Raw genomic sequence first — 22,233 nt, 5'->3', positions numbered from 1 at the left:
CCTTAGGCCGCCTGCTGCTCGACCCGGTTCCGCCCCGCGGCCTTGGCCCGGTAGAGGGCGATGTCGGCGCGCTTGAGCATGTCGCCCGGGCCGGCATCCTCCGGGTGGCGGATCGCGACGCCGATCGAGACCGTCACGGGGATCGTCCGGGTCGCGCGCTGCACCGAGAACGGCAGCGCCTCGACCTTCTCGCGGATGCGCTCGGCGATGGCCCGGGCCTCCGCCAGGCCCGCCTCCGGCAGGATCACCACGATCTCCTCGCCGCCGTAGCGGGCGACGATGTCCACCGGCCGCGTGTCCTGGCGGACCCGCTCGGCGAAGGTGCGCAGCACCTCGTCGCCGGCCTCGTGGCCGTAGCTGTCGTTGATCGCCTTGAACCGGTCGATATCGAGGATCAGGGCGGCGAGGCCCGGGCGCCGGGCGGCCTCGTCGGCGAACAGCGCGCCGAGATGGTTGTCGAGGTAGCGCCGGTTGTGCAGGCCGGTGAGCGCGTCGGTGACGGCGAGCTGCAGGGAGGCCTGCATGGCGCCCCGCAGGGCGTCCGTGAAGCGCTTGCGCTTCACCTGGGTGCGGACCCGGGCCATCAGCTCGTTGCGGTCGACCGGGCGCATCAGGAAATCGTGGACGCCGAAATCGAGACCGCGCACCACGCGGGCGCGGTCGTGCTCCTCGGCCACCATGATCAGCGGCATCGCCCGGGTGGCATCCTGCGAGCGGAGCTGGCTGCACAGGCGCAGGCCGTCGAACCCGGCGAGGTCGAGGCTCACCAGGGCGAGGTCGAACCCACCCTCGGTAGCCAGGCGCAGAGCCGCCTGCGGGTCGGGCTCGATCGTCACCGCGTGGTGCTGGCGCAGGGCCCCGGCCATGCGCTCGGCCGAGCCGGGCCGGTCCTCGATCAGCAGGATCCTGGCGTCGAGGCCGGTCTCGGCGGTGGCCAACGCCAGGGGGTCGCCGATGCCGAACTCGCGCGAGGCCAGCGCCCGCTGGCGCAGCTCGTCGGTGACCGCCTTGAGGCGCACGAGGCTGCGCACCCGGCTGAATAGGGCGGTGTCGTCCACCGGCTTGGTGAGGAAGTCGTCGGCGCCGGCATCGAGGCCGCGCAGGCGGTCGGAGGGCTGGTCCAGCGCCGTGACCATCACCACCGGGATGTGGGCGGTGACGGGGTTGTTCTTCAGGTAGCGGCAGACCTCGAACCCGTCCATGCCGGGCATCATCACGTCGAGCAGGACGAGGTCGCACAGGCCCTTCTCGCAGATCGCGATCGCGTCCGGCCCGTTCATGGCGGCGATCGTGTCGAAATATTCGAGCCCGAGCTTCGTCTCGAGAAGCTTCACGTTCGGGAACAGGTCGTCGACGATCAGGACGCGGGCCGACATGGTTCCTCGCTGACGCGCGGTTGCGCGGTTCCGCCCGGGGCGGTCGGCCGTTCGCCGTTATCGGCGCGCCGCTCCGGCGTCACCGAGGCTCAAGATACGCGCGAACCGTTGCCAAAAACTTCGCGACGGAGATCGGCTTCGACAGATAGGCCTCGCAGCCGCCCTCGCGAATCCGCTCCTCGTCGCCCTTCATGGCGAAGGCCGTGATGGCGATGACCGGAATGCTCTTGAGGTCGTCATCCTCCTTGAGCCATTTGGTCACCTCGAGGCCGGAGACCTCGGGGAGCTGGATGTCCATGAGGATCAGGTCGGGGTGATGCGCGCGGGCCAGCTCGATCGCCTCGATGCCGTGGGCGGTCTTCAGGGTCGCGTAGCCGTTCGCCTCCAAGAGGTCGTTGAACAGCTTCATGTTCAGTTCGTTGTCCTCGACGATCAGCACCGTCTTTTTCATGATCCGATGTCCCGGTGCGCGCCGATCATGATTAGCGGGCCGTGAAGCCCCTTGATGACCTTTGTAGCGATCACATGTTGATGAATGGCAAACCTCTTCAAGGGGCCGAATCTGCGGAACGGCTCGCCCTCGACGTTCTGCTGTGGATCGTGGCGGAGGATGACCGCCTCCTGCCCTTCCTGGCGGCGAGCGGCCTGAGCCCCGAGACCCTGCGGGAAAGCGCCCAGGAACCGGCCTTCCTGGCGGGCGTCCTCGACCATGTGATGGGGGACGAGGGCGTGCTGATGGCCTGCGCCGGGGCGCTGGAGATCAAGCCCGAACGGATCGCCGCGGCCTGGCGCATCCTGTCGCCGCAGCCGGAGGACGACTGGGCCTGAGGCGGCGGTTTGCCGCGTCTGGGGTCGAACCGCGGACGTCTCGTCACCTACCTTGTCTTTCCGGGGCCGCGCAGCGGAGCCTGGAATCCAGAACCTCGGACGGTCCTCGGTTTTGCATCGTCGGCGGATCTGGTTTCCGGGCTCGCCTACGGCGCCCCGGAATGACGGGATGGTTCTGCAGGCTTCAGCCTCACGGCGTGCAGCCCTTGTCTCCATCCTTGGCGGCGCGGCCAGCCTGGGTGTCGATGTCGAGGGCGGTCATGTCGCCCAGGATGGCGAATTCGCCGTAATCGAGCTTGAGGGCGCCGCTGACGCCGTTCTCGTAGAGGTCGAAGCCGAGGGTGTAGATCGGCGTCCGCTCGCCCACCCCCGGCGTGTAGTAGCTTAGCCGCACCGGCCAGTGCGGCATGCCGGCGAGCGGGCCGTCGCGCAGGGGCTTGTCGCGGGCGGTATCCGCGGCCGGGCCGGTTCCGGCATGGCCGATCACCGCGAAGGTGTCGTAGATCTTCTTGCCGTCGTCGGAACCGTCGAACACCTTGGCCGAGAGGGTCGATTGGCCGGCGCGGGCTGCCGCGATCAGGTGGCGCATGTGCTCGCTCGGGAACAGGACCGGTCCCTCCACGGTGAATGGCTTGGCCGCGCCCTTGAGCTTCACCGTGACCGACTCCCCCTGCCCCTGCTCCGAGGCGGTGCCGTCCACCGGGGCGGCCGGCTGGTTGTTGGTGAGCGTCGTGGTCTTGAACCGGAACTCGCGGCCCTTGCCGCCCTCGAAGGTGGTGCTGCGCATGTCCGACAGGCGCGGGCCGGTCTCGCCCGAGGAGAGCTCGGTCACCTGCCGGGTCAGCATCGTGTAGCCGCGGCAGGCATCGCCCCGGAAATCGATGACGATGCGGCCGCGGGCGCTCTCCACCGAGCGGGTGCCGCCGCCCTCGGCCAGCGACAGGTCGTAGACCGCCCGGTGGTTGGCCAGAACGATCTCCTTGGCTTCCTGGCCAGGTGCGGGGGCCTCGGCCTTAGCCTCGGGGGCCGGCGGCTCGGATACGGCCGGCGCGGCGTGTGCCCCCCAGGCGGAGACGAGCAGGCCGGCCGTCAGGAGATGCGAGAGGCGCATGGATAATCCCGGTTCAAGGTCCGCCAGATAGCAGGCGACGCGAAAGGGGCAATCCTCGGGCATCGGGGCGGCCCGCAATATGGAGTTCCCAAAGGGCTGAGCCCTTTGGCGGGGTATCGGGGCGGAGGCCCGATGGACCAGGGCGCCGCCCTGGACCCGCGAAAGGTCCCGGACCTTTCGAGACCGTGACGCTCACCGATAGCCCTGCGCCTGCAGGGTGAACAGCTCCGCGTAGCGGCCGCCCTGCCCCATCAGGGCGGCGTGGCTGCCTTCCTCGAGCAGCCGGCCGCCCTCCAGGACCAGGATCCGGTCGGCCATCCGGACCGTCGAGAAGCGGTGCGAGATCAGCACCGTCGTGCGGCCCGCCGACAGCTCCCGGAACCGGGCGAACACGTCGTGCTCGGCCCGAGCGTCCAAGGCCGCGGTCGGCTCGTCGAGGATCAGGATCTCGGCCTCACGCATATAGGCCCGGGACAGGGCGACCTTCTGCCACTCGCCCCCGGACAGGTCGACGCCGCCGGCGAAGCGCTTGCCGAGCGGCTGGGCGTAGCCCTCCGGCAGACGCTCGATCACCGGGGCGGCGAGCCCTCGGGCGGCAGCCGCCGCGATCCGGTCCCGGTCGTCGGCCGCCGCGATCCGGCCGACCGCGACGTTCTCGCCGGCGGTGAGGTCGAACCGGACGAAATCCTGGAAGATAACCGCGACCCGGGCCCGGAGGTCGTCGAGGTCGTAGGCGGCGAGCGGCCGCCCGTCGAGGAGCACCCGGCCCTCGTGCGGGTCGTAGAGCCGGGTCATCAGCTTGACGATCGTGGTCTTGCCGGCGCCGTTGCCGCCGACGAGCGCCACGGTCTCCCCGGCCCGCACCGCGAAGGACAGGCCGCGCAGGGCCCAGGTCTCGGTTCCGGGATAGCGGTAGCCGACATCCTCGAACACCAGCCCCTTCCGGATCGGGCTCGGCACCGGCACGGGCTGCGCGGGCGAGCGGATCTCCGGCCGGATCGCGAAGAACGAGAAGAAATCGTCGAGATACTGCGCCTGCCCGCTGATCTGGGTGAGCCCCAGCAGCAGCCCCTCGATGCCGCCGCGCAGGCGCTGGAACGCGCCGGCCAGGAAGGCGAGGTCTCCGATCGAGAAGGCGCCGGCCACGGTCCGCCAGACGATCACCGCGTAGGCCGCGTAATAGGCCAGGGTGCCAAGGCTCGCGAAGGCGAAACCCCAGCGCGCCCGGGCGGTAGCGAGCGCCCGGTTCTCGGCGAGCAGGGTCTGCGCCAGCGCCCCGTAGAGCGCGGTGATGTAGCCCGAGAGGCCGAAGAGCTTGACCTCCTTGGCGGTCTCGACGCTGGCGCCGAGGTAGCGCAGGTAATCGATCCGCCGCCGCTCCGGGCTGCGGATCCAGGCCAGGCGATAGCCGGCCTTGGTGAAGTGCCACTCGTTGAGGAGCGCCGGCACCAGGGCGGCGGCGATCAGCACTACCAGCCAGGGCGTGAAGGCCGCCACACCGGCGGTGAGCGAGGCCAGCGTCACCAGGGCCTGGAACTGCCCGAAGACGGTGCCGATCAGTCCGGTGCGGCCGCTGACCTGCCGGCGCGCCCGCTCCAGCCGGTCCTGCTGGGCGCTGTCCTCGAACTGCGCGAGGTCCAGGGAGGCGGCATGCGCCATCAGCCGCATCGAGGCGGCGTTGGCGTAGAGGTCGCCGATCAGGGTCTCGGTCAGGCTCGCGAGCCGGCCGGTGAGGTCGGAGAGCAGGGCCAGCCCGAGCTCGGCCGCCACCAGCCAGACGAGCCGGGCCCGGCGGGGATCGGCGAGCCAGTCCGAAAGCCCCGCCGCCGGCGCCGGGCGGGCATGCTCGGCCACGATGCCGTCGAGGATCAGCTTGGCGAGGTAGAGCGACAGGATCGGCAGGCAGGCCGCCACGAGGCGCAGGATCAAGCTCGCCGCGAGCAGGCGCGGGCTCGCCGCGGCGATCTCGCGGAACAGGGCCGGCAGGTAGCGCAGCGCCCCCAGGCGCTCGCCGAGGCGGGCGATCCGAACGCTCACCGGCGGCCGACCTGGGTGGATTGCCTGTCGACGGCCGGGCTCGGGTGGCCTTCGTCCGATTGGCCGACGGGTAGAGAGCGCATTATCTGAGGCCTGAAGAGTGTAATTTCATCGTCGAGTGACGCGTGCTGAGCGGCCCTGCAATCCTGCGTATTTCGGTCTTACTGATCTTGGCCGGCATCCTGGCGGCACTGGTGCAGTTCCTGCTGCCGAACCCGCCGCCCGCGCCGATCCCGGCCCCCGTGGCCGAGGCGCCGGCCGAGCCCGTCCCGGCGGAGCAGACCGCGCCCCCGCGGACCCCGGAGCCCGCCCCCAGGCCTGCCGCGCCGCCCCCGGAGGCGGTGCCCGCGCGTCCCGCCCAGATGCCGTCCGACGCCCTCGCCTTCCCGAACGAGCCCGTGCCGGTCCAGCAGGGCCAGGCCGAGATCGACCGGGCCGAGGAGTCCGCCGGCCCCCGGGCCCCGGTCCTCCTCGACCTCAACACCGCCTCGGCGGCCGACCTCAACAAGCTCCGGGGCGGCGGCGCGATCGGCCGGGCGATCATCGCCAAGCGCCCCTACGCCTCCGTGGACCAGCTCCTGTCGAAGCGCGTCCTCAGCCGGGCGGTCTATGAGAAGATCAAGGATCAGGTGACGGTGCGGTGAGGCGCGCCCGCGATGTCTCGGCTGAGCGCCGTCGTCGCGAGCGCAGCGAAGCGACCCAGGGCCGCGCGCGATCTCAAGACGTGGCGCCTCACTGGGTTGCTTCGCTGCGCTCGCAATGACGATGAGGCTGCGGCCCTCCCAAACCGTCGCTCCATCCTAAGATGCCGCGCAGCGGCCCCGGAGGCGGGCTCCTTCGAGGGCTGCGCTGCGCCGCCTCAGGATGAGGTCGTGGATGAGATAGGCGCGGGGCTAAGAGCACGTCACAAAACTCCAGGTCCCCGGGAACCCTCCCTTCGCACGCGACGGTGCGGCGGGAGTTTTGTGAGAGGCTCTAAAAAAGCCTAGAGCTTCGTCCCGAAAATCTCCGCCACCTGCGGGATGTCCTTGTCGCCGCGGCCCGACATGTTGAGCACCATCAGGTGATCGGCCGGGCGCTGGGGGGCGATGTCCAGCACCTTGGACAGGGCGTGGGCCGGCTCCAGGGCCGGGATGATGCCCTCCAGCATCGAGCAGAGCTTGAACGCCTCCAGGGTTTCGGAATCGGTGGCCGAGAGATACTTCACGCGGCCCATCTCGTGCAGCCAGGCGTGCTCGGGGCCGATGCCGGGATAGTCGAGGCCGGCCGAGATCGAGTGCGCGTCGGAGATCTGCCCGTCCGCGTCCATCAGCAGGTAGGTGCGGTTGCCGTGCAGCACCCCGGGCTTGCCGCCGGTGAGCGAGGCGGCGTGCAGGCCGGAGCCCACGCCGTGGCCGGCGGCCTCGACCCCGAAGATCTCGACCTCGCGGTCGTCCAGGAACGGGTGGAACAGCCCCATGGCGTTGGAGCCGCCGCCGATGCAGGCGATCAGCGAATCCGGCAGGCGGCCCTCCTGCGCGATCATCTGCTCCCGGGTCTCGCGCCCGATCACCGACTGGAAGTCGCGGACCATGGCCGGGTACGGGTGCGGGCCGGCCACGGTGCCGATGCAGTAGAACGTGTCGGCGACGTTGGTGACCCAGTCGCGCAGGGCCTCGTTCATCGCGTCCTTGAGGGTCTTGGTGCCGGATTCCACCGGGATCACCTCGGCGCCGAGCATCTTCATCCGGAAGACGTTGGGCGCCTGCCGGGCGACGTCGACCGCGCCCATATAGACCACGCATTTCAGGCCGAACCGGGCGCACAGCGTCGCGGTGGCGACGCCGTGCTGGCCGGCGCCGGTCTCGGCGATGATCCGCGGCTTGCCCATGCGGCGGGCCAGCAGGATCTGGCCGAGCACGTTGTTCACCTTGTGGGAGCCGGTATGGTTCAGCTCCTCGCGCTTGAAGTAGACCTTGGCGCCCTGCCCGGCCGGCGCCTGGGCGCGCAGGTGCTCGGTGAGGCGCTCGGCGTAATAGAGCGGGCTCGGCCGGCCGATATAGTGGGTGCCGTAGCTCGCCATGTCGGCCGCGAAGGCCGGATCGGCCTTGGCGGCCTCGTAGGCCGCCTCCAGCTCGAGGATCAGCGGCATCAGAGTCTCAGCGACGAACCGGCCGCCGAAGATGCCGAAGCGGCCGCGCTCGTCGGGGCCGGTGCGGAAGGAATTCGGTTCGGGGGCGATGGTCACGGGGCAAGTCCTTCCGGACGCGAAGAGCGATCTGTTGCCGGGTGCCTAGACCCATGCGGACGCCGCCGCAATGCGTCCTCCCGCCCTCGTAAACACGACGGCTGGGGCCTATAGTCTCGATCGCGGGGTCTTGCCCCTCACAGGATGGCGTCGATACCCTTCCGGCTGGCAAGCGCGAGCAGCTTCAGCGACGGGCCGCCGGGCTTCTTCTCACCCCGCTCCCATTTGCTGACCAGCGACGTGGTCACGTTGAGGGCCATGGCGAAGATCGCCTGGCTCATCTGCGCGGTCTCGCGGATGGCGCGGATCGCCTCCGGCCTGAGCTCCTCGACCGGCGTCAGGCACGACACGTCGAACCGGCGCATCGTCGCCTTGTCGATGGCGCCGGCGGCGTGGAGATCCTGGGCGATCCGGTGCGCCGACCTGAGCGCATCACTGCGGTATGGCGTCTTCACGCTTCCCATCGTCGATCCGTCTCCAGCTTTGCGCGGCGGCGACCCGTTCCAGCGCCTCGTCGCTGAGGCTGGCGAGGGTCGCTGCGAGGTCGCGGAACACCTGCGTCTCGGTCTTGGTCAGGTTCGCCCTGGCATTCTTGGCGAACAGGTGCAGGAAGATTGCGATCGTCCCGCGCTTGTAGACGATGATGCTGCGGAAGCCGCCGGAGCGGCCCTGTCCGGCGCGCGGGATGCGCTGCTTGATCAGAGCCAGCCCGAGTCGCGCATCGATCAGGTCGCGTTCGGCACGGGCGACCGCCTCGCGCAGATCGTCGTCGGTCACCTTCTGCTTCGCGGCCCGTTTCGCAAAGTCGAGCGGCAGGAAGATGCGCATAGGACGGCTTCACGGGGTGCGGACAGCTCCAGCATGGTCTCATGTCCTGCTCCCGTCGGCTTGCGTCTGCCTGTGCCGCTGTGTGGCCCATGCGTCCCCGAACCGTTGATCCGAAAAATATGGTACTTTGTGCTATGGTTCAAGGCGGGGCTGTGGTGGTTGGTGGCACCGGTCGAGCACGCTGTGGAACCACGGCGCACGTCATTGAGCACGACCGGGTGCGAACACGCCGGTGCCATCAAGCCGCGCATGTCTTGCAGAGCGGGTCTCGCACGAGGACGGCATGGTTCTTGGCGATACCATCCGCCCGCTCCTCGGCGCCGCCATCGGGCTCGTCCTGGCCTCGGCCCTGCTGCTACGGCTGCCGGCCTTTGCCGCGGCGGCACCGACCATGCCGAGGCGGTGGCGGTCACCTGAGATCCGGCTTCGATCCGCCGCGGCCCGCCTTAGGCCCGATCGGCGGCCGCGCAGGCCGGCTCCGCGCGATCGCGCACCGCCAGGCCGCACGGATAGGGCCGGTTCTGGGCGTCCGAGCAGGTCTGGTCGGCATCGGGCGCCGCGATGCCGTAGAGGCTGACGCGGTGTGGGCCGACCATGACGGTCCCGCCATCGAGCACCCGGGCCGGGCCACTCGGGGGCTCGGCCGCCCTGGCGGGGGCGTGCCAGGCGAGGCTGCCCAGCAGGAACGCTACCAGCAGTGGCAGCCGCGAGCGCCGGGTGGAGTCGTCGGGGCAGAGCACGATGCCGGCGAGGCCGGCGGCACAGGCGAGGAGGGCACCGAGGATCAGGGACATGGAGGCAACTCCGCAAGAGGACGGCCCGCCTTCTGACCGGATCCGGCCCCGCGACCCTGACGGCGCCTGTCAGCCTCCCGTCAGGCTGGGGGCGTCATGCCGTGCGGGCGCGGGATGATTTCGCGCGCTCGGACCCCACTTGCCCCGCCATGGTCGAGCCCGTCTCCGCATGATCCAGCCCCCGTCGCGCCGCGCCGCGCTCCTGCTGCTCGCCGGCGCGGCCTGGCCGGCACGCGCCTCGGAGGATGCCGACCGCGCCCGCCGCGCCCTGGAGAAGGGCGAGATCCGCCCCCTCGACGAGGTCCTGCGGGCCGCCCGCGCGGCGGTGCCGGGGGACGTGGTGGCGGTCGATCTGAAGCGCGACGACGGGCAGTGGCTGTACAAGCTGCGCATCCTCGGCGCCGACGGGAAGCGCCGCTCCGTCAAGGTCGATGCCGGCTCGCTCAAGATCCTGGACGAGGACGACGATGATTGAGACCGGGAGCCGGCCGTGCGCGTCCTAGTGGTCGAGGACGAGCCGCGCATCGCCGCGGACATGAAAGCCGGGCTGGAACAGGCCGGTTACGTCGCCGACGTGGTCGCGGACGGCGAGGCCGCGTGGTTCCGCGCCGAGACCGAGCCCTACGACGCGATGGTGCTCGATCTCGGCCTGCCGCGCCTCGACGGGCTCGGCGTGCTGCGCCGGCTGCGGGCGGCGGAAGTGGCGCTGCCGGTCCTGATCCTCACCGCCCGGGACGGCTGGCGCGAGCGGGTCGAGGGCATCGATGCCGGCGCCGACGATTACCTCGTCAAGCCGTTCCGCATGGAGGAGCTGGTCGCGCGCCTGCGGGCGATCCTGCGGCGCACCGCCGGCCACGCCTCGCCGGTGCTGCGGGCCGGGGATGTGGAACTCGACACCCGCAGCCGGGCGGTGAGCGTCGCGGGCCGGGCGACCGAGTTGACCGCCCTCGAATACCGGCTCCTGGCCTTCCTGCTGCACCGCCAGGCCCAGGTCGTGCCGGCGGGCGAGGTTCTGGACCATCTCCACGGGGTCGGCACCGAGCGGGAGGCCAACGCGCTGGAGGCGCTCCTGACCCGCCTGCGCCGCAAGCTCGGGCCCGGGGTGATCGAGACCCGCCGGGGCCAGGGCTACCGCGTCGCGGACGCGCCGTGAGGCGCGACTCCCTGCGGCTGCGGCTGGGGCTCGCGGCGGCGGCGCTGATCGCGCTCGCCCTGCTGCTCGCCGGCATCGGCCTCACCCTGATCCTCGACCAGGTGCTCGATGCCCGCACCGCCGACGAGCTCGACCGGACCGCCAAGCTGATCGCCGGACGGGTCGGGATCGCGCCGGACGGGCGCCCGACCGTCTCCCGGGAGCCGCCGGACTCGCGGTTCTCCACGCCCTATGGCGGCCTGTACTGGCAGGTCGAGGCGGGAAGCGAGGTCCTGCGCTCGCGCTCGCTCTGGGACAAGCGCCTCGACCTGGGGCCGGGCGCCGGCGACGCCCCCGCAACCGTCGAGGCCACCGGCCCGGATGGCGGCCGGCTGATCGCCGTCATCCGCCCCGTCGAGATCGGCCCGCGCGGCGCCGAGACCGGGCTGCGGGTGATCGTGGCCGAGGACCGGCGCGGCCTGGCCGCCAGCCGAGCCACGTTCCTGCGCCTGCTGGTCCCGGCGCTGGCCGCCCTGTTCGTGGTGCTGACCCTGGCCCTATGGCTGTTCGTGCACCGGGCTTTGGCGCCGTTCCGGGTGCTGCAGCAGGATCTCGGCGCCGTCCATGCCGGGACGCGGACCCGGCTGCCGGAGCAGTTCCCCGACGAGGTCCGGCCGCTGGTTACCGACCTCAACCGCCTGCTCGACGCGCAGGAGCGCGCCCTGGTCCGGGCCCGGGCCGCGGCCGCCGACATGGCCCACGGCCTCAAGACCCCGCTCGCGGTGCTCGACGCCCTGGCGCGCCGGACCGGGCCGGCCGATCCCGGCCTGTCGGGGGAGATCGCCGAGCAGGCCCGGGCGATGGCGGGCCAGGTCGAGCGCGCGCTCGCCCGGGCCCGGATCGCGGCGGCCGGCGACCTGCGGCGGCGGACCTGCCGGGTCGCCCCGGTGGCCGAGCGCCTGGTCGCCACTATGCAGCGGCTGCCGGAGGGGGATTCGCTGGCCTGGGAGGTGGCCGTGCCGGACGGGCTCGCCTATCCGGGCGACGAGGGCGAGCTGATGGAGGTCCTGGGCAACCTCCTCGACAATGCCCGCAAGTGGGCGCACCGGCGGGTCCGGGTGGCCGGGATCACGGGGCCCGGGGGCTCGCGGCTCACCGTCGAGGACGATGGTCCCGGCATGAGCGACGCGGCGATCGCCGGGATCGGCCGCGGCCAGCGCTGGGACGAGAGCCGCCCGGGCACCGGCTTCGGCATCGCCATCGCCCGGGACGTCGCCGAGGCCGCGGGCGCCCAGCTCGCCTTCGGGCGCTCGGAGCGGGGCGGGCTGCGGGCCGCGCTGACCTGGACGGAATCGGCGGAGGCCGGAAAGCCGGGGCGCTAATCCGCCCCGCGCCGGAGCAGGAACACGCCCTGCGCGCCGAAAAGGTTCCAGACCCACCAGGGCATGGAGAAGCGCATCGGCCGGCCGCTGGCGTCGAGCGCCGTGGCGGTCTCGATCCGGGCGCCGATCAGGCGGCACAGGCCGACGAAGTCCCGGATCGTGCAATGGTGGATGTTGGGGGTCTCCCACCAGGCATCCGGCATGATCTCGGTGACCGGCATCCGGCCGCGCAGGGCGAGCTCCGACCGGACTCGCCAATGCCCGAAATTCGGGAACGAGATGATCACCTGCCGGCCGATGCGCAGCAGGTGCTCCAGCACGATCCGGGGATTGCGGGTCGCCTGGATGGTCTGGGACAGCACGACCACGTCGAAGGCGTCGTCGGGATAGTTCGCCAGGTCGGTGTCGGCGTCGCCCTGGATCACCGACAGGCCCCGGGCCAGGCAGGCATTCACCCCGTCGCGCGACAGCTCGATGCCCCGGCCGTCGATGCCGCGCCGGTCGCGCAGCAGCGCCAGCAGCGAGCCGTCGCCGCAGCCGATATCAAGCACCCGGGCGCTCGGCGGCACGAGGCCCAGGACGACGATGTGATCGACCCGGGCGCCGTTGCCCTCGGCGGTGCGGGGCAGAGCGTCCGTGGTGTCCCAGGGCGCGCCGTGGGTGCGGCGGAGGGTGGGGTTGCTCACAGGCCGCGGGCCCGGGCGGCGGCGTCGATGAAGCCGCGGGCGGCGGAGAACATCGCCGGCTCGTCGAGCAGGAAGGCGTCGTGGCCCTTGTCGGTCTCGACCTCCACGAAGGCGACCGGCGCCGCGGCGGCGTTCAGCGCGTGCACGATCACCCGGGAATCGGCGGTGGGGAACAGCCAGTCGGAGGTGAACGAGATCACGCAGAACCGGGTCTTGATGCCCCGGAAGGCGTTGGCCAGCGCGCCGCCATGGTCCTCGGCGAGGTCGAAGTAATCCATCGCCCGGGTCAGGTAGAGATAGGCGTTGGCGTCGAACCGCTCGACGAAGCTGAGGCCCTGGTGGCGCAGGTAGCTCTCGATCTGGAAATCGGCGTTGAACGAGAAGGTCGGCGCCGAGCCGCCCTGGAACCGCCGGCCGAACTTCCGGTGCAAAGCCGGCTCGGACAGGTAGGTGATGTGCGCGCCCATCCGGGCGACGCCGAGCCCCTTGGACGGCCGCGTGCCCTCCTCGAGGTAGCGCCCGTCGGCCCAGGCCGGATCGGCCATGATCGCCTGCCGGCCGACCTCGTGGAATGCGATGTTCTGGGCCGAGTGGCGCGGGCCGGTGGCGATCGGCATCGCGGCGAAGACCCGGTCGGGGTACAGGGCCGCCCATTGCAGCACCTGCATCCCACCCATCGAGCCGCCGATGCAGAGGAATAGGTCGCGCACGCCGAGCCGCTCCAGCAGCATCGCCTGGGCCCGGACCATGTCGCGGATCGTCACCAGCGGGAAGTTCAGCCCGTAGGGCCGCCCGGTGGCGGGATCGATCGAGGCCGGGCCGGTGGAGCCCATGCAGGACCCGATCACGTTCGAGCAGACGACAAAGTAGCGGTCGGTGTCCACCGGCTTGCCGGGGCCGACCAGGGTCTCCCACCAGCCGGGCTTGCCGGTGACCGGATGCGGATGGGCGAAATACTGGTCGCCGGTGAGCGCGTGGCAGATCAGCACCGCGTTGGTGCCCGCGGCGTTCAGGGTACCGGCGGTCTGATAGGCGATCTGGAAGGGGGCGAGCTCGACGCCGGCATCGGTCAGAAGCGGCGTGTCCGCGCCGAAGCGCATGACCAGGCTCTTGGGGTCGAGCGCCTGCGACGGCTCCGCCAGGCGCCCGGCCGTCTCGTCGATCGGGTCCGGCCGCAGCGCGGTCTCGGGTTGGGTATCCATGCGGGACTTGACGACCGTGTGTCGGCGATCCCGGTCCGCGGCAGGGAAGCGCGGGATCGCGTGACGCGCCGCACTCGCCCGACGCGGCCAGCGAGACCGGGAGGTAATGCTCAAGGGGACGAGCGTCAACGCAGGGACCGGTGCAAGAATGCCCAGTCCGCGCGGCCTGGTCCGGCCTGTCCGGCCTCGGGCCTGCGCTCCGCGGATCGCCCTACGGCGCGTCGCTCCGCGCGGGCGCCGCGGCAGGGGCCGTCCCGGTGGGCCCGAGAACGTCGCCCGTCGCCGTCACCACGGCTTCCACCGCGGAACCGGTCAGCTCGAGGCCGGTCTGGGCGGGCACGGCCTGCAGCACGCCTTCGAGGGCCGCGTGCGCGGCCCAGGCCGCGCCTTCCAGGATGACACCAACGATGAAGTCCATGATCCGTCCTCGTTTCTCGATGACGGGATCTAGGTCGATCAGCCACGCTTCGCGGTGCGCCGAGGCACGTCCCCGGGGTTCAGCCCGGCTCAGGCGATCGGGGCCGCCATCAAGGCCAGACCGAGGGCCGGGAGCCCGAGCGCCAGGGCGGCGCGGGCGTCGAGCCGGTCGGCACGGACACCGCCCCGCCAGCTCCGGCTCGCGAGATTCTCGACGCAGAGCCCGGACAGGACGAGCGCGCAGCCGACGATCGCCTGGATCGAAATCATGGAAACCTCACCGAGCCGGCCGCACCACGGAATGCGGCCCAGGATCACGGCTGGGGAAGTGCGTATCGGGGCCGCAGGTTCCTCCGGAGGCCCATCCGGGACGCGGGTTGTGGCTTCCGGGGCGATCAGCGGATCGCGACGGCGCAGGCGACGAACACCATGGCGGCCCCGACGGCGGTGATGCAGCCGTTCGACCAGGCCGAGGCCTCGGCCCGGCGCATCCGGCAATCCGCGGCCACGGAGGTGAGGATCCCGATCAGGAACAGGCTGCAGGGGATCAGGTCACCGGGCATATGGATCCGTCCAGGGGCATGCGGGGCGCGACGCGCCCGACGCGGCCCCTTCTCCGGATCAACAGGCCGAAACGTGGCGAGTGCCCCGCGGCATTTGCGCGTCGCCGCGGGGCGGGACCTTCCGCCTCAGAGCGTGGCCGCGCCCGGCGGCGTGGCGAAATCCTCCGGGCCCATGTCGAGGAGGTCGTTGGGCGTCGCGGTCTTGTCGTAGGCGGCGCTGGCGGCCGCCTCGATCGCCGCCTGATTTTTTGCGAACAGGTCGAGGGGGGCGAGGTCGGCCCCGCCGAAATGCTGGCGCAGCACCGGGATCGGCACGTCGATCCCGATCACCCGCTCGCCGTTGGTCATGGCGAACCGGATCAGGCTGTCGTCGGCAGGCAGGATATGGGCGCCGCCATCCAGGTAGCGTGTGAGGGGCATGGGATCCGTCCTTGTCGCAAGCGGGATCCGGGGGAACATAGCGAAGCTCCCCCGACCAACCAGGGCGTGTCCAATCCCGGCAGGCACTTAAACCTCGAGGTGCAGCCCCGCCCCTCCGGCTTCACCCAAGGAGGAAATGCTGTAGACGGACCCGACAAACGAAACTCCCGCCCGCGCATCCGAGTCGCCGAGCCATGTCCGCCCCCAAACCCGTCCGCCCGGAACCGCGCCCCGGAATCCTGGCGATCGACACCTACGTGCCCGGCAAGAGCGGGCGGCCCGGCGGCGGCAAGGTCCACAAGCTCTCGTCCAACGAGACGCCGCTGGGGCCGAGCCCGGCGGCGCTGGCGGCGCTCCACGAGGCGACCGCCAAGCTGGAGACCTACCCGGACGGGCGGGCGACGGTTCTGCGCACGGCCATCGCCAAGCGCTACGGGCTCGATCCCGAGCGGATCGTCTGCGGCGCCGGCTCCGACGAGCTGCTCTCGCTGCTGGCCTACGCCTATGGCGGCCCGGGCACCGAGGGCATCTATTCCGAGCACGGGTTCCTGGTCTACCGGATCGCGATCCTGGCCTCCGGCGCGACGCCCGTGGTGGCGCCCGAGCGCGACTACACCACCGATGTCGACGCGATCCTGGCCCGGGTCACCGAGCGGACCCGGATCGTCTACGTCACCAACCCGAGCAACCCGACCGGCACCTACCTGCCGTTCGACGAGATCCGCCGCCTGCACGCCGCCCTGCCGGCCAACGTGCTGCTGGTGATCGACGGCGCCTACGCCGAATACGTGCGGGCGAACGACTACTCGGCCGGGCTCGAACTCGCGCTCGAAGCCGAGAACGTCGTGATGACCCGGACCTTCTCGAAGATCTACGGGCTTGCCGCTGTGCGGATCGGCTGGATGCTGGCCCCGGCCCATGTGGCGGATGCGGTCAACCGCATCCGGGGGCCGTTCAACGTCTCCGGCCCGGCCATCGCGGCGGGCGCGGCCGCCATCGCCGACGAGGCGCACATGGCGGCGGCCGCCGCCCACAACGCCGAGTGGCTGCCCAAGCTCACCGACGGCGCCCGGGCGCTCGGCCTGAAAGTGACGCCGAGCGTCGCCAATTTCGTGCTGATCCACTTCCCCGACGAACCGGGGCGCTCGGCCGCCGACGCCGACGCCTTCCTCACCGAGCGCGGGCTGATCACCCGCCGGGTCAGCGCCTACGGCCTGCCCAACGCCCTGCGGGTGACGGTGGCGGGGGCCGAGGCGAACACCGCCTTCCTGGCGGCGCTCGGCGACTTCGTGCGGGGCGCGCATGCCGGAGGGGATTTTGCCTGAGGCCGCGACCCCGCCCATCGGGCGCCTCACCATCGTCGGGCTCGGTCTGATCGGCTCCTCGATCGCCCGGGCCGCCCGCCGCTACAATCTCGCCGGCACGATCGTCGCCCTGGACCGGGACGCGGCCGTGCGCGAACGGGTCGCCGAGCTCGGCATCGCCGACGTGGTCACGGGCGATCCGCGAGAGGGTGCCTCCGAGACCGACCTGGTGATCCTGTGCGTGCCGGTGGGCGCCATCGGGGCGGCGGCGGCCGAGCTGGCGCCGTACCTGAAGCCCGGCGCGATCGTCTCGGATGTCGGCTCGGTCAAGGGCGCCGTGGTGGCCGCGATCCGGCCGCACCTGCCGGAGGGCGTCGCTTTGGTCCCCGGCCACCCGATCGCCGGCACCGAGTTCTCGGGGCCGGATGCGGGTTTCGCGACCCTGTTCCAGAACCGCTGGTGCATCCTGACGCCCCCCGAGGGCACCGACCCCGCGGCGGTGGAGCGGGTCCGGGCCCTGTGGGAGGGCATGGGCGCCAATGTCGAGACCATGAGCGCCGAGCACCACGACCACGTTCTGGCGATCACCAGCCACCTGCCGCACCTGATCGCCTACAACATCGTCGGCACCGCCGCGGACCTCGAAGAGGCGACGCAATCCGAGGTGATCAAGTTCTCGGCCAGCGGATTTCGCGATTTCACCCGCATCGCCGCCTCCGACCCGACCATGTGGCGGGACATCTTCCTCAACAACCGTGAGGCGGTGCTGGAGATGCTCGGCCGGTTCAACGAGGACCTCTCGGCGCTGGCCAAGGCGGTCCGCTGGGGCGATGGCGACGCCCTCCACGCGATGTTCACCCGCACCCGGGCGATCCGGCGCAGCATCGTGGCCCAGGGCCAGGAGACCGCCGCCCCCGATTTCGGCCGCCCGCGGCCGCCGGAGGAGTAGGGCGACAGAGGGCTCCTCCAATTCACCCCCTCATCCTGAGGCGCCGCAGCGCAGCGGAGGCCTCGAAGGAGCCCTCCAGGGATCGCAAGGCCGGCTGGCGGGCTCCTTCGAGGCTCGCTGGCGCTCGCACCTCAGGATGAGGGCGCGGGTGGGATGGCCGGCGTCGGCGGCGCCCGGCCTCACGCCGGCGACCGGTTCACCAGCACCGGCTGCGGCGCCGTCCGCTCGGGAAACAGCTGCTTCAGCGCTTCCAGCTTCGGCGCGTCGTTGACTGCGATGTAGGGATGGCCTGGGTGCTGGGCCATGAAGTCCTGGTGGTAGCCCTCCGCCGGGTAGAACGCCGCGCCCGGCTCGATCCGGGTGACGATCGGCCGGGCTTCGGGATGCGGGGTGAGCCCGAGCGCGATGCCGAACGGTCCAGTGTCGGGGCCCAGCAGCCCCGGCTCGTGGGACGACTGCCGGGACGATGATGCAAGCTATCGCGCAGAGATCGGACTGCGCGGGCGGTAGTCCTTAGAAACCTATAAAGTTAGCAGGATTGATTTTTTATACAATTTTCTGCATTATAAAACTGGTTCGATTATACCGTATACCGGTACAGGGATTGTCCCTCATGAGCGGCACCAGGAAGCCGGGGACCCAGACCTTGCTGACGCTCGCCGACATTCTCGGCATCCCGGTCGACCGCTTCTTCGACGGCGAGAGCGGCTCGCCCGCCACCGCCGACATGCAGGAATGCCTGCGCCTCTGGTCCTGTATCAGGACCGACGCCGGCCGGGAACGCGCCCTCACCGCCCTGCGCGCCATCATCGCGAGCGAGCAGCGGTAAGCGGTGCGAGCGCTGGTCGAGCGCGGTTCCGTCTGCGGATGACGGCCGCGACTGACACGCGCGCCTTCCCTCCCCCGGAGAGGAGGGAGATGCGCCGGCATCGGATGCGTGACCATCCCACCCCGCGCTGCGAACGCCCGGCTCCCTACCGCGCGCCGCGGTGCAGATCCCCGTCGATCAGCAGGGCGCTGCGGCCGTCCAGGCGGGAGCGGTAGACCTGCAGGTTCTCCATCACCCGCTGCACGTAGTTGCGGGTCTCGGTGAACGGGATGCGCTCGACCCAGTCGATCACGTCCACGTCGCCCTTGCGCGGGTCGCCGTAGGCGTCGATCCACTTCTTCACGTTGCCGCCGCCGGCATTGTAGGAGGCGAAGGCGAGGACGTAGGAGCCGCGCCAATCCTCCATCAGCTCGCCGAGATGGGCCTGGCCGAGCTTGGCGCAATAGGCCGGGTCGCTGGTCAGGCGGTCGACGTCGAAGGACGTGGCGACCCGGCGGGCGGTGCGCTGGGCGGTGGCCGGCATCATCTGCATCAGGCCGCGGGCGCCGACCCCGGACTGGGCCCGGGGGTCGAACTGGCTCTCCTGCCGGGCGATGGCGTAGACCATGGCCCGCTCGACCTGAGGCACCGCCGTGAAGGTCTCGTAGGCCGGGATCCCGATGGTCGGGTAGGCGTGGGCGTCGAGCGGCAGGCCGCGCTGCACCGCGAGCTTGCCGATCGCCACCAGGGCGCGGGCATCCTTCATCTCGGTGGCGAGGTCGCCGAGCGCCTGGATCTCGCGCGGGTCGGTGAGATCCCGGGCGGCGTCGATGTAGAGCGGCAGCGCCAGGTCCTTGAGCCCGGCCTCGCCGAGCATGCGCAGCGCCCGGATGTAGAGCCTGTCCTCGAAGGCCTGCCGCTCGCCGCCCTCGAGATCGGCCGGCGCGCGCAGCGGCAGGCTGGTCTGGCCGAGCCGGGCCCGGGCGACCTGGCCGTAATAGGCGATCGGCTGCAGGGCGGCCCGCTCGTAGAAGCCCTTGGCCGCCTCGCGCTGGCCCAGCGCCTCGGCTGCCCGGCCCTGCCAATAGGCGGCCCGCGCCAGCGAGACCGGGCTCTCCGCGATGGTCGCCATCTGGGCGAAATGCTGCGCGGCGCTCGCCGGGTCGCCGGCGAACCGCAGGGCGATCCAGCCGGCGTGGAACTCGGCCTCGAGGCGCTTCTCGGGGGTACGCGCGGCATGGCCGCTCGCCACCGCGAAGGCGGTCTTGGCGTTGCCGAGGTCGAGGAGCTTGCGCGCCACGATCCGGCGCTCGATCCACCACTCGTCGCCGTCGACCAGCACGTCCGGGTTGGTGGGCGCCGCGGCCAGGATCGCGGCGGCCTCCTCGGGCTTGTCGGCCCGGCGGAAGAACTGCGCCCGGGAGAAGATGTAGGAGGCGTCGCCCCGCAGGGAGGGCGGCACCGCGGCGAGCGCGGCCGGCGCGCCGGTCTTGTCCTCCACGGCCCGGCGGGCGCGCACGAGGCTGGCATACGCGCCCCCCGCATAGCCCGCCGCCCGGCCGGCGCTCTCCCAATCGTCCTTCAGGAGCGCCCGCTCCATCCGGTAACGGTGGTCGATCCGGGTGAGCACGCCCGGGAAGGCGTCCTGGATCTTGGCCTCGAGGCTCTTGCCGAAGCTCTCGGTGCGCCACAGGTCGCGCACGATCTCGGCGGCGTCGGTGTCGTATCCGTCGGCCCGGAGCGCCAGCGCCAGGGCGAACTTGCCCGGCGCGCTCACCGGCTTGGCGGTGGCGAAATAGGCCCGGACCACGGCCGGGGGCTTGCGCTCGGAGAGCAGGGCCTCCTCGGCCCGGCGGCGCAGCAGCGGCCCGGCCGGCCAGGTCGGGTTGGCGCGGGTGAAGGCGACGGTGCGGGCGAAGCCGATGCCGGCCCCGGCGCGGATCGCCACCCATTCGAGCAGCGCCCTCGCGGCGGGATCGGTGAAGCCGTCGCGCATCCGGTCGCCGTCGGCGACCCGGCCCTTGCGGTAGAGGTCGATGGCGCCGCGCAGCAGCGTCGGATCGGTGTCCCCCGAGATCTTGGGCTTGCCCGGGTCCGGGACTTCGGGCACCGGCGCGGCCGGCGTCAGCGCGGCGTCGGGCAGCGGGAAGACCACGGGGGCGTCGGGATCGGCCGAGGCGTAGGCGGTGGCCGCCGCCGGGATCTTGCCCGCGGCCTCCTCGCCCCGGTCGGAGCCCTTGGCGGTCTGGGCCGGGTCGAGCTTGAGGGCGTCGGCCGTGACCGGATCGGCGACCGCCTCGGCCTCGGTGCTCCGGGTCTGGGCCGGGGACAGGGCGGCGTCGCTCGCGGGCGGCGTCGGCTGCGAGGCCGGCGCGTCGGTGCCGACCTGGCCGGCGAGCGCTACCCCGAGGGTCGTGACCAGAGCCGCCGCCGCCAGGGGCGTGCGCGTCGAGGCCAGCGCGCGGATCACGGGACCTCGGATCGACTGGGCTCGGATCACGTTTCCCCCCTTCTCGCGACCGGAGTGGAAAGAAATGAAGATCGGCGCGGGGGCATTAAGAACCCGTAAACCCTCGCCACGATCTGTTTGCGCACCGTGGCGCGACCGCCTATGTCTGCCCGTCCGCGGCCGAACGGCGCGCGGGACGCACGGCGCCGAGAGCGCCGCGACCAGCCCATCCGCCGAGACCCCAGCTGAGCCTCTTTGGGACGCCTGAGATGACCGAGATGACCGGGAGCCGCCTGCGGGGCTCGCTCACCGCGCTTGTGACGCCGTTCCGCGACGGCGCCTTCGACGAGGCCGCGTTCCGGAAATTCGTACGCTGGCAGATCGAGCAGGGCAGCCACGGCCTGGTGCCGACCGGAACCACCGGCGAGAGCCCCACCCTGACCCATTCCGAGCACGACCGGGTGGTCGAGGCCTGCATCGACGAGGCCGGTGGGCGCGTGCCCGTGGTGGCGGGTGCGGGCTCCAACTCCACCGCCGAGGCGGTGGCCCGGGCGCGCCACGCCGAGCGGGCCGGCGCCGACGCCGTGCTGGTGGTCACGCCCTATTACAACAAGCCGACGCAAGAGGGACTCTACGCCCACTTCAAGGCCGTCAACGACGCGGTCGGCATTCCGATCATCATCTACAACATCCCGCCGCGCTCCGTCGTCGACATGAGTGTCGAGACGATGGCCCGGCTCTTCGAATTGAAGAACATCGCCGGCGTGAAGGACGCGACCGCCAAGATCGACCGCGTCAGCCAGCAGCGACAGGCCATGGGGGCGAACTTCCTCCAGCTTTCGGGCGAAGATGCGACGGCGCTCGGCTACAACGCCCAGGGCGGCCATGGCTGCATCTCGGTGGTGGCCAACGTGGCGCCGCGCCTCTGCGCCGACCTGCAGGAGGCCTCGCTCGCCGGCGACTACGCCAAGGCGCTGGCCCTGCAGGACCGGCTGTTCCCGCTCCAGAGCGGGCTGTTCGCCGAGGCCAATCCGGGCCCGACCAAGTACGCGCTGGCCAAGCTCGGCCATATGACCGAGGACCTGCGCCTGCCGCTGGTGCCGGTCTCGAACGCGACCCGGGCGATCGTCGACGCGGCCTTGCGCCACGCCGGTCTGCTCGAAGGCTGAGGAGAGTCACACACACATGGCCCCGAAACCGGAGCCCAGTCGGCGCGTCGTCGCCGACAACCGTGCCGCGCGCTTCCACTACACGATCGAGGACACGCTCGAGGCCGGCATCGCCCTGACCGGCACCGAGGTGAAGTCCCTGCGCGGCGGCAAGGCGACGATCGGCGAGGCCTATGCCGGCCCCTCCGGCACCGACCTGATGCTGTTCAACGCCTATATCCCGGAATATCTGGAGGCGAACCGCTTCAACCACGAGCCGAAGCGCCCGCGCCGCCTGCTGCTGCATCGCCGCCAGATCAACAAGCTGATCGGCGCCACCCAGCGCCAGGGCTACACGGTGGTGCCGCTGAAGATCTACTTCAACGACAAGGGCCGGGCGAAGATCGAGCTCGGCCTGGGCAAGGGCAAGCAGGCCCACGACAAGCGCGAGGCCGCCAAGGAGCGCGACTGGCAGCGCGACCGGGCGCGGCTGCTGCGGGACCGGGGGTAGATCGGTTCACGGCCCTTCCGTCATTGCGAGCGCAGCGAAGCAACCCAGGGCAGTGCGCGAT

At 71.4% G+C, this 22,233-nt stretch carries 25 protein-coding genes and 1 pseudogene; 10 read left to right on the top strand and 16 right to left on the bottom strand.

Features of this window, described 5'->3' with window-relative positions; translation table 11 throughout:
• Positions 1 to 2: 2 nt before the first annotated feature.
• Together LGR69_RS10760 and LGR69_RS10755 are read right to left on the bottom strand one after the other, a co-directional pair.
• A complete protein-coding gene (locus tag LGR69_RS10760; RefSeq protein WP_230366003.1) occupies positions 3 to 1,376 on the bottom strand; it encodes a PleD family two-component system response regulator in 1,374 nt (457 codons plus the stop codon).
• 79 nt (positions 1,377 to 1,455) lie between these two features.
• On the bottom strand, positions 1,456 to 1,827 hold the full coding sequence (locus LGR69_RS10755) for a response regulator (protein ID WP_007560977.1): 372 nt from the start codon (positions 1,825 to 1,827) through the stop codon (positions 1,456 to 1,458).
• 80 nt (positions 1,828 to 1,907) lie between these two features.
• Between LGR69_RS10755 and LGR69_RS10750 the strand changes: the two genes are divergently transcribed.
• Positions 1,908 to 2,204: a DUF3572 domain-containing protein gene (locus tag LGR69_RS10750; RefSeq protein WP_007560979.1), complete on the top strand. Its 297-nt coding sequence runs from the start codon at positions 1,908 to 1,910 to the stop codon at positions 2,202 to 2,204.
• A gap of 190 nt (positions 2,205 to 2,394) precedes the next feature.
• On the opposite strand, the gene LGR69_RS10745 is transcribed toward LGR69_RS10750, so the two are convergent.
• Both LGR69_RS10745 and LGR69_RS10740 read right to left on the bottom strand, forming a co-directional pair.
• A complete protein-coding gene (locus LGR69_RS10745; RefSeq protein ID WP_007560981.1) occupies positions 2,395 to 3,315 on the bottom strand; it encodes a cell envelope integrity EipB family protein in 921 nt (306 codons plus the stop codon).
• 192 nt (positions 3,316 to 3,507) lie between these two features.
• On the bottom strand, positions 3,508 to 5,352 hold the full coding sequence (locus LGR69_RS10740; protein ID WP_230366002.1) for an ABC transporter ATP-binding protein: 1,845 nt from the start codon (positions 5,350 to 5,352) through the stop codon (positions 3,508 to 3,510).
• 125 nt (positions 5,353 to 5,477) lie between these two features.
• Here LGR69_RS10740 and LGR69_RS10735 point away from each other — a divergent pair, with 125 nt between their 5' ends.
• On the top strand, positions 5,478 to 5,996 hold the full coding sequence (locus tag LGR69_RS10735) for a ComEA family DNA-binding protein (RefSeq protein ID WP_230366001.1): 519 nt from the start codon (positions 5,478 to 5,480) through the stop codon (positions 5,994 to 5,996).
• Positions 5,997 to 6,337: 341 nt separating this feature from the next.
• Here the strand turns inward: LGR69_RS10735 and trpB are convergent, their stop codons facing one another.
• From trpB to LGR69_RS10715, 4 genes are all read right to left on the bottom strand, one after another.
• Positions 6,338 to 7,579: a tryptophan synthase subunit beta gene (gene trpB, locus LGR69_RS10730; RefSeq protein WP_007560986.1), complete on the bottom strand. Its 1,242-nt coding sequence runs from the start codon at positions 7,577 to 7,579 to the stop codon at positions 6,338 to 6,340.
• Positions 7,580 to 7,716: 137 nt separating this feature from the next.
• Positions 7,717 to 8,043 carry a helix-turn-helix domain-containing protein gene (locus tag LGR69_RS10725; protein WP_268868493.1) on the bottom strand — a complete coding sequence of 109 codons (327 nt, stop codon included), beginning with the start codon at positions 8,041 to 8,043 and terminating at the stop codon, positions 7,717 to 7,719.
• Positions 8,012 to 8,407: a type II toxin-antitoxin system RelE/ParE family toxin gene (locus LGR69_RS10720; RefSeq protein ID WP_230365999.1), complete on the bottom strand. Its 396-nt coding sequence runs from the start codon at positions 8,405 to 8,407 to the stop codon at positions 8,012 to 8,014. Before LGR69_RS10720 ends, LGR69_RS10725 begins: the two co-directional genes overlap by 32 nt.
• A 446-nt stretch (positions 8,408 to 8,853) precedes the next feature.
• Positions 8,854 to 9,201 (bottom strand): thermonuclease family protein, encoded by a 348-nt coding sequence (locus tag LGR69_RS10715; RefSeq protein WP_230365998.1) that lies wholly within the window; start codon positions 9,199 to 9,201, stop codon positions 8,854 to 8,856.
• A 169-nt stretch (positions 9,202 to 9,370) separates the two neighbouring features.
• On the opposite strand from LGR69_RS10715, the gene LGR69_RS10710 reads away from it, so the two are divergent.
• The 3 genes from LGR69_RS10710 to LGR69_RS10700 are packed head-to-tail and all read left to right on the top strand — an operon-like array spanning position 9,371 to position 11,715.
• Complete coding sequence (locus tag LGR69_RS10710; protein ID WP_007560993.1) at positions 9,371 to 9,676, top strand: PepSY domain-containing protein; 306 nt, start codon at positions 9,371 to 9,373, stop codon at positions 9,674 to 9,676.
• A gap of 15 nt (positions 9,677 to 9,691) precedes the next feature.
• Complete coding sequence (locus tag LGR69_RS10705; RefSeq protein WP_230365997.1) at positions 9,692 to 10,354, top strand: response regulator transcription factor; 663 nt, start codon at positions 9,692 to 9,694, stop codon at positions 10,352 to 10,354.
• Positions 10,351 to 11,715: a sensor histidine kinase gene (locus LGR69_RS10700; protein WP_230365996.1), complete on the top strand. Its 1,365-nt coding sequence runs from the start codon at positions 10,351 to 10,353 to the stop codon at positions 11,713 to 11,715. Before LGR69_RS10705 ends, LGR69_RS10700 begins: the two co-directional genes overlap by 4 nt.
• Here LGR69_RS10700 and metW read toward each other — a convergent pair.
• The 6 genes from metW to LGR69_RS10670 form a co-directional block, all read right to left on the bottom strand.
• Positions 11,712 to 12,401, bottom strand: a complete 690-nt coding sequence (metW, locus tag LGR69_RS10695; protein WP_091863788.1) for a methionine biosynthesis protein MetW — start codon at positions 12,399 to 12,401, stop codon at positions 11,712 to 11,714. The genes LGR69_RS10700 and metW overlap by 4 nt on opposite strands.
• On the bottom strand, positions 12,398 to 13,603 hold the full coding sequence (gene metX / locus LGR69_RS10690; RefSeq protein ID WP_007559049.1) for a homoserine O-acetyltransferase MetX: 1,206 nt from the start codon (positions 13,601 to 13,603) through the stop codon (positions 12,398 to 12,400). Before metX ends, metW begins: the two co-directional genes overlap by 4 nt.
• Positions 13,604 to 13,814: 211 nt before the next feature.
• Positions 13,815 to 14,021, bottom strand: a complete 207-nt coding sequence (locus LGR69_RS10685) for a hypothetical protein (RefSeq protein WP_230365995.1) — start codon at positions 14,019 to 14,021, stop codon at positions 13,815 to 13,817.
• Positions 14,022 to 14,110: 89 nt separating this feature from the next.
• Positions 14,111 to 14,290: a hypothetical protein gene (locus LGR69_RS10680; RefSeq protein ID WP_007559051.1), complete on the bottom strand. Its 180-nt coding sequence runs from the start codon at positions 14,288 to 14,290 to the stop codon at positions 14,111 to 14,113.
• A gap of 125 nt (positions 14,291 to 14,415) precedes the next feature.
• Positions 14,416 to 14,583, bottom strand: coding sequence for a hypothetical protein (locus LGR69_RS10675; RefSeq protein WP_007559053.1), 168 nt, complete (start codon positions 14,581 to 14,583; stop codon positions 14,416 to 14,418).
• A 126-nt stretch (positions 14,584 to 14,709) separates the two neighbouring features.
• Positions 14,710 to 15,003: a hypothetical protein gene (locus LGR69_RS10670; RefSeq protein WP_007559055.1), complete on the bottom strand. Its 294-nt coding sequence runs from the start codon at positions 15,001 to 15,003 to the stop codon at positions 14,710 to 14,712.
• A 194-nt stretch (positions 15,004 to 15,197) separates the two neighbouring features.
• On the opposite strand from LGR69_RS10670, the gene LGR69_RS10665 reads away from it, so the two are divergent.
• On the top strand, positions 15,198 to 16,328 hold the full coding sequence (locus tag LGR69_RS10665) for a pyridoxal phosphate-dependent aminotransferase (protein ID WP_230365994.1): 1,131 nt from the start codon (positions 15,198 to 15,200) through the stop codon (positions 16,326 to 16,328).
• Positions 16,306 to 17,256 carry a prephenate/arogenate dehydrogenase family protein gene (locus LGR69_RS10660; RefSeq protein ID WP_230365993.1) on the top strand — a complete coding sequence of 317 codons (951 nt, stop codon included), beginning with the start codon at positions 16,306 to 16,308 and terminating at the stop codon, positions 17,254 to 17,256. Before LGR69_RS10665 ends, LGR69_RS10660 begins: the two co-directional genes overlap by 23 nt.
• A 179-nt stretch (positions 17,257 to 17,435) precedes the next feature.
• Here LGR69_RS10660 and LGR69_RS10655 read toward each other — a convergent pair.
• Positions 17,436 to 17,633, bottom strand: a pseudogene (locus LGR69_RS10655) (peptide-methionine (S)-S-oxide reductase); the annotation flags it as partial.
• A 236-nt stretch (positions 17,634 to 17,869) separates the two neighbouring features.
• Between LGR69_RS10655 and LGR69_RS10650 the strand changes: the two are divergent.
• A complete protein-coding gene (locus LGR69_RS10650) occupies positions 17,870 to 18,085 on the top strand; it encodes a transcriptional regulator (RefSeq protein WP_007559058.1) in 216 nt (71 codons plus the stop codon).
• A 145-nt stretch (positions 18,086 to 18,230) separates the two neighbouring features.
• Here LGR69_RS10650 and LGR69_RS10645 read toward each other — a convergent pair whose 3' ends face one another.
• Positions 18,231 to 20,486 carry a lytic transglycosylase domain-containing protein gene (locus tag LGR69_RS10645; protein WP_230366228.1) on the bottom strand — a complete coding sequence of 752 codons (2,256 nt, stop codon included), beginning with the start codon at positions 20,484 to 20,486 and terminating at the stop codon, positions 18,231 to 18,233.
• Positions 20,487 to 20,782: 296 nt separating this feature from the next.
• Here LGR69_RS10645 and dapA point away from each other — a divergent pair, with 296 nt between their 5' ends.
• Positions 20,783 to 21,682, top strand: a complete 900-nt coding sequence (dapA, locus tag LGR69_RS10640) for a 4-hydroxy-tetrahydrodipicolinate synthase (protein ID WP_007559060.1) — start codon at positions 20,783 to 20,785, stop codon at positions 21,680 to 21,682.
• A gap of 16 nt (positions 21,683 to 21,698) precedes the next feature.
• Positions 21,699 to 22,172 (top strand): SsrA-binding protein SmpB, encoded by a 474-nt coding sequence (gene smpB, locus LGR69_RS10635; protein WP_007559061.1) that lies wholly within the window; start codon positions 21,699 to 21,701, stop codon positions 22,170 to 22,172.
• Positions 22,173 to 22,233: the final 61 nt, after the last annotated feature.

The organism is Methylobacterium brachiatum (assembly GCF_020523825.1).
GTDB lineage: Bacteria > Pseudomonadota > Alphaproteobacteria > Rhizobiales > Beijerinckiaceae > Methylobacterium > Methylobacterium brachiatum.
Note: the sequence above shows the minus strand (reverse complement) of the source record. Positions and strands in the feature narration are given on the sequence as shown.

Excerpts from the sequence above, each read along its gene's own strand:
- LGR69_RS10745 (WP_007560981.1), bottom strand. The coding sequence starts at position 3,315 with ATGCGCCTCTCGCATCTCCTGACGGCCGGCCTGCTCGTCTCCGCCTGG.
- LGR69_RS10720 (WP_230365999.1), bottom strand. The coding sequence starts at position 8,407 with ATGCGCATCTTCCTGCCGCTCGACTTTGCGAAACGGGCCGCGAAGCAG.
- LGR69_RS10675 (WP_007559053.1), bottom strand. The coding sequence starts at position 14,583 with ATGCCCGGTGACCTGATCCCCTGCAGCCTGTTCCTGATCGGGATCCTC.
- LGR69_RS10715 (WP_230365998.1), bottom strand. The coding sequence starts at position 9,201 with ATGTCCCTGATCCTCGGTGCCCTCCTCGCCTGTGCCGCCGGCCTCGCC.
- LGR69_RS10685 (WP_230365995.1), bottom strand. The coding sequence starts at position 14,021 with ATGGACTTCATCGTTGGTGTCATCCTGGAAGGCGCGGCCTGGGCCGCG.
- LGR69_RS10755 (WP_007560977.1), bottom strand. The coding sequence starts at position 1,827 with ATGAAAAAGACGGTGCTGATCGTCGAGGACAACGAACTGAACATGAAG.
- metX (WP_007559049.1), bottom strand. The coding sequence starts at position 13,603 with ATGGATACCCAACCCGAGACCGCGCTGCGGCCGGACCCGATCGACGAG.
- LGR69_RS10670 (WP_007559055.1), bottom strand. The coding sequence starts at position 15,003 with ATGCCCCTCACACGCTACCTGGATGGCGGCGCCCATATCCTGCCTGCC.
- LGR69_RS10750 (WP_007560979.1), top strand. The coding sequence starts at position 1,908 with ATGAATGGCAAACCTCTTCAAGGGGCCGAATCTGCGGAACGGCTCGCC.
- dapA (WP_007559060.1), top strand. The coding sequence starts at position 20,783 with ATGACCGAGATGACCGGGAGCCGCCTGCGGGGCTCGCTCACCGCGCTT.
- LGR69_RS10665 (WP_230365994.1), top strand. The coding sequence starts at position 15,198 with ATGTCCGCCCCCAAACCCGTCCGCCCGGAACCGCGCCCCGGAATCCTG.
- LGR69_RS10760 (WP_230366003.1), bottom strand. The coding sequence starts at position 1,376 with ATGTCGGCCCGCGTCCTGATCGTCGACGACCTGTTCCCGAACGTGAAG.
- smpB (WP_007559061.1), top strand. The coding sequence starts at position 21,699 with ATGGCCCCGAAACCGGAGCCCAGTCGGCGCGTCGTCGCCGACAACCGT.
- LGR69_RS10680 (WP_007559051.1), bottom strand. The coding sequence starts at position 14,290 with ATGATTTCGATCCAGGCGATCGTCGGCTGCGCGCTCGTCCTGTCCGGG.
- LGR69_RS10710 (WP_007560993.1), top strand. The coding sequence starts at position 9,371 with ATGATCCAGCCCCCGTCGCGCCGCGCCGCGCTCCTGCTGCTCGCCGGC.
- LGR69_RS10650 (WP_007559058.1), top strand. The coding sequence starts at position 17,870 with ATGAGCGGCACCAGGAAGCCGGGGACCCAGACCTTGCTGACGCTCGCC.
- LGR69_RS10725 (WP_268868493.1), bottom strand. The coding sequence starts at position 8,043 with ATGGGAAGCGTGAAGACGCCATACCGCAGTGATGCGCTCAGGTCGGCG.
- LGR69_RS10660 (WP_230365993.1), top strand. The coding sequence starts at position 16,306 with ATGCCGGAGGGGATTTTGCCTGAGGCCGCGACCCCGCCCATCGGGCGC.